Source organism: bacterium (genome assembly GCA_030652805.1).
Lineage (GTDB): Bacteria > JAHJDO01 > JAHJDO01 > JAHJDO01 > JAHJDO01 > JAHJDO01.
This window is the reverse complement of sequence record JAUSPT010000075.1, coordinates 1-2,891: the sequence shown is the minus strand read 5'-3', so window position 1 is coordinate 2,891 and position 2,891 is coordinate 1. Positions and strand designations below refer to the sequence as shown.

The following is a 2,891-nucleotide window of genomic DNA, read 5'->3' as shown; positions in this document are numbered from 1 at the left end:
AAAGGTTAAAGGATAAAGTACAGAATTTTTCACCACAAAGTTCACAAAGTTCACAAAGAACATCAAGATTGTAGATTGTGGGAGCGACTTCCCAGTCGCGATAACACTGAAATCTTCAATTAACAATTAGCAGAAAAGATGAAAGATACTAATAAGACAAAGAAGCAACTCATAAAAGAGTTGGGGGAATTGAAGAAACGGATTACTGAATTGGAAAAGGCAGAAAGAGAGTGGAAGAAGGCAGAGGAGGAACTGCAGGAGAGCAATGAGTTGAAATCCTTGCTGATGGAAAGCTTCCCTAATAAAATCTTTCTTAAGGACACGGCTTCCGTCTACGTGTTTTGCAACTCTTATTACGCCATGGACCTGGGTATCAGCCCTGAGGAGATCCGTGGCAAGACCGATTACGACTTCTTTCCACGAGACCTCGCCGACAAATATCGCTCCGACGACCAGAGGATTATGGCATCTGGCCAGCTTGAGCAGATAAAAGAGAACTACAGAATTGGTGACGAAGAACACACGGTTCTCACTGTAAAGGTACCGGTGCGAGACGTGGATGGCAGCGTTATCGGTATACTGGGCATATTCACCGACATCACCGAACGCAAACGTGCAGAAAAAGTTCAAACTGCAATCTTTAGAATCTCAGAAGCGACACCTTCTGTGCAGAATCTTGAAGAACTTTTTCATTCAATTCATGCCATAATTAGTGAGTTGATGCCAGCAGGGAATTTTTACATTGCAGTGTATAACGAATCTACTGAGAAGGTCGGTTTTCCCTATTTCGTGGATAAATATGATAAAACGCCTGCGCCTAAAAAACTCGGGAGAGGACTGACGGAGTATGTGCTAAGGACTGGAAAACCACTGTTAGCTCCACGCAAAGCGATTGAAGATCTGGCGAAGAAAGGGAAGATAGAAATCTTCGGCACGCTACCGATTTGTTGGCTGGGTGTCCCGTTGAAAATACTGGAAAAGACCATAGGTGTGCTGGTTGTCCAGAGCTATACTGAAGATGTCACATTTGGAGAAGAAGAAAAGGATATTCTCTCGTTTGTTTCGGAACAGGTAGCGATGGCAATAGAGCGCAAACGGGCAGAAGAGGCGCGGCGGAAAAGTGAAGAACAGCATAGGAAAGTTATTGAAAATATTTTCAAATTTGTGCCAGATGGTCTGTTAGTTTTTACAGATAAACTGAATCTATTTACAAAAAATAAGACATTTCAGGATATTGTTAAAAAATATTCAGCAAAGCTAAACTATACAGAACAAGAACTCACGGAAATAATCATTGAACAGGTGAAAAATAGAATAATCAACGAGGGTTACGCAGAAATCAGGATTTCTAAAAAGCAAGGATGAGGGAGCAAAAAATAGGCAAAATAATTTTTACTAAAGTATTGGAAATGCCCTTAACAAAGTATCTTGCTTATATAGAAAAAACAACAAAAGGATTGACAGAGCCTTTAGTAACTCATAAGTTTGCCAATTTGAAGAATGCTGTGCAAAAGAAATTATTCTATGCTAAAATAATAATTAAAGATGAAACTTTGTATTTTGAGATTTCAGATGAACATTTAAAGAATATCTATTCGACCCAAAATTGTACTGGAAATAAAACAATATGTTCATTGAAATGGATCAATACCAGGAATACATTTTCTTTACATATTTTAAAAAGTCTTCTTCATTACCAGAGTAAATATTGGTCTTCTGGCAGAGAGGCAGACTTAAAACCTTTGACCTTAAAACAATTTTTATCCTTATATCCTTTACAATATCTTGATCAAACCCGACTTTCAAGGTTGATTTCAAATTTACTGGTTATGAATCCTCAAAGTCAGCTCATAAATCTTAGGAATTTATTTATCTCAAAAAAAAATATTACGCATTCCTCATTAAAGAAATAGTTGACAATAATAAAAATGCCTTAAAAGACAAGGATATTCAATATTTGTTGACCCAAGTGGGGGTACATTTATCCATCAGAACGATATGCAATTGCAGAAAATTACTTAATATTCCCAACTATAGAGAAAAAGCTACTTATCATGGAAAGGATATAACTTTTAGCGATTACATACTGTTATCAAAAAAATATTTCACTAAAATTCCGACTGAATCTGGAGTTTATGAACTCTCCATTTCATCAAAAATTGATTATCCAAATTGCAGGAGTAATGTTATATACATTGGTTCTTCCAAAAACCTGCGTAAGCGAACAGCAAACTATACGGGTAATAAATTAAAAAATAAGTGCTTGGGGAAATTTATCAGTAACTATGATGTATTTGTGCGTTTTTATTTAACAGAAAGTTACAGCTTAATTGAAAGAAGCCTTCTTAAAAGTTTTGCAAACAATTATAGCGGGTTACCCGCAGCTAATGCCATAGGAGGATAATCATGGAAGAGGAAGAAAAGGATATAGAAGAGCTTATTTTGCAATTTGACATGGCAAGAATGTTTTTTGCAGAAGAAGAAGAAGAAGAAGAAGAAGAAGAAGCCCGTATTGTTGTATCCCTCACTGACATTACTGATCGCAAAAGAGCAGAGGAGGAGTTGAAAAGGCGGTTGGATGAACTTGAAATTTATTATAATGCTACTGTAGGACGTGAGGGGCGCATCATTGAGCTGAAGCAAGAAGTGAACAAGCTGATGGAAGGACTTGGTAAAGAGAGGAAGTACGGAGGGTAAGCGATTGACGATTTACTATTGACAATTGAATATTGACGATTAAAGATTGTAGATTGTGGGCGAATAGCAAGCTTCGGCGAGCAGTTCGGCCCTGAGCGGTTCAGCAGTGAGCAGTTCAGCCTTGAGCTCACTGCCGAAAGGTTCACCGCACTGCTCACTGCCGAAGGGCTCAGCCGAGCCATTCGCCCCTACGG

The 2,891-nt window shown here is 38.2% G+C and carries 4 protein-coding genes; all 4 read left to right on the top strand.

Features of this window, described 5'->3' with window-relative positions:
• Positions 1-138 precede the first annotated feature (138 nt).
• Genes Q7J67_07795 through Q7J67_07780 form a run of 4 tightly spaced genes read left to right on the top strand, consistent with a single transcriptional unit; the run spans position 139 to position 2,697 of the window.
• The gene (locus Q7J67_07795; GenBank protein ID MDO9465181.1) at positions 139-1,365 is read left to right on the top strand and encodes a PAS domain-containing protein; all 1,227 of its coding nucleotides are present in this window, start codon (positions 139-141) and stop codon (positions 1,363-1,365) included.
• Positions 1,362-1,913: a hypothetical protein gene (locus Q7J67_07790; protein MDO9465180.1), complete on the top strand. Its 552-nt coding sequence runs from the start codon at positions 1,362-1,364 to the stop codon at positions 1,911-1,913. The genes Q7J67_07795 and Q7J67_07790 overlap by 4 nt, the downstream gene beginning before the upstream one ends.
• Before the next feature lie 56 nt (positions 1,914-1,969).
• Complete coding sequence (locus tag Q7J67_07785; GenBank protein MDO9465179.1) at positions 1,970-2,404, top strand: GIY-YIG nuclease family protein; 435 nt, start codon at positions 1,970-1,972, stop codon at positions 2,402-2,404.
• A gap of 2 nt (positions 2,405-2,406) precedes the next feature.
• Positions 2,407-2,697, top strand: coding sequence for a hypothetical protein (locus Q7J67_07780; GenBank protein ID MDO9465178.1), 291 nt, complete (start codon positions 2,407-2,409; stop codon positions 2,695-2,697).
• Positions 2,698-2,891: the final 194 nt, after the last annotated feature.

Bases quoted from the DNA above. Each gene is read 5' to 3' on its own strand.
- Q7J67_07795 (MDO9465181.1), top strand. From the start codon at position 139: ATGAAAGATACTAATAAGACAAAGAAGCAACTCATAAAAGAGTTGGGG.
- Q7J67_07790 (MDO9465180.1), top strand. From the start codon at position 1,362: ATGAGGGAGCAAAAAATAGGCAAAATAATTTTTACTAAAGTATTGGAA.
- Q7J67_07780 (MDO9465178.1), top strand. From the start codon at position 2,407: ATGGAAGAGGAAGAAAAGGATATAGAAGAGCTTATTTTGCAATTTGAC.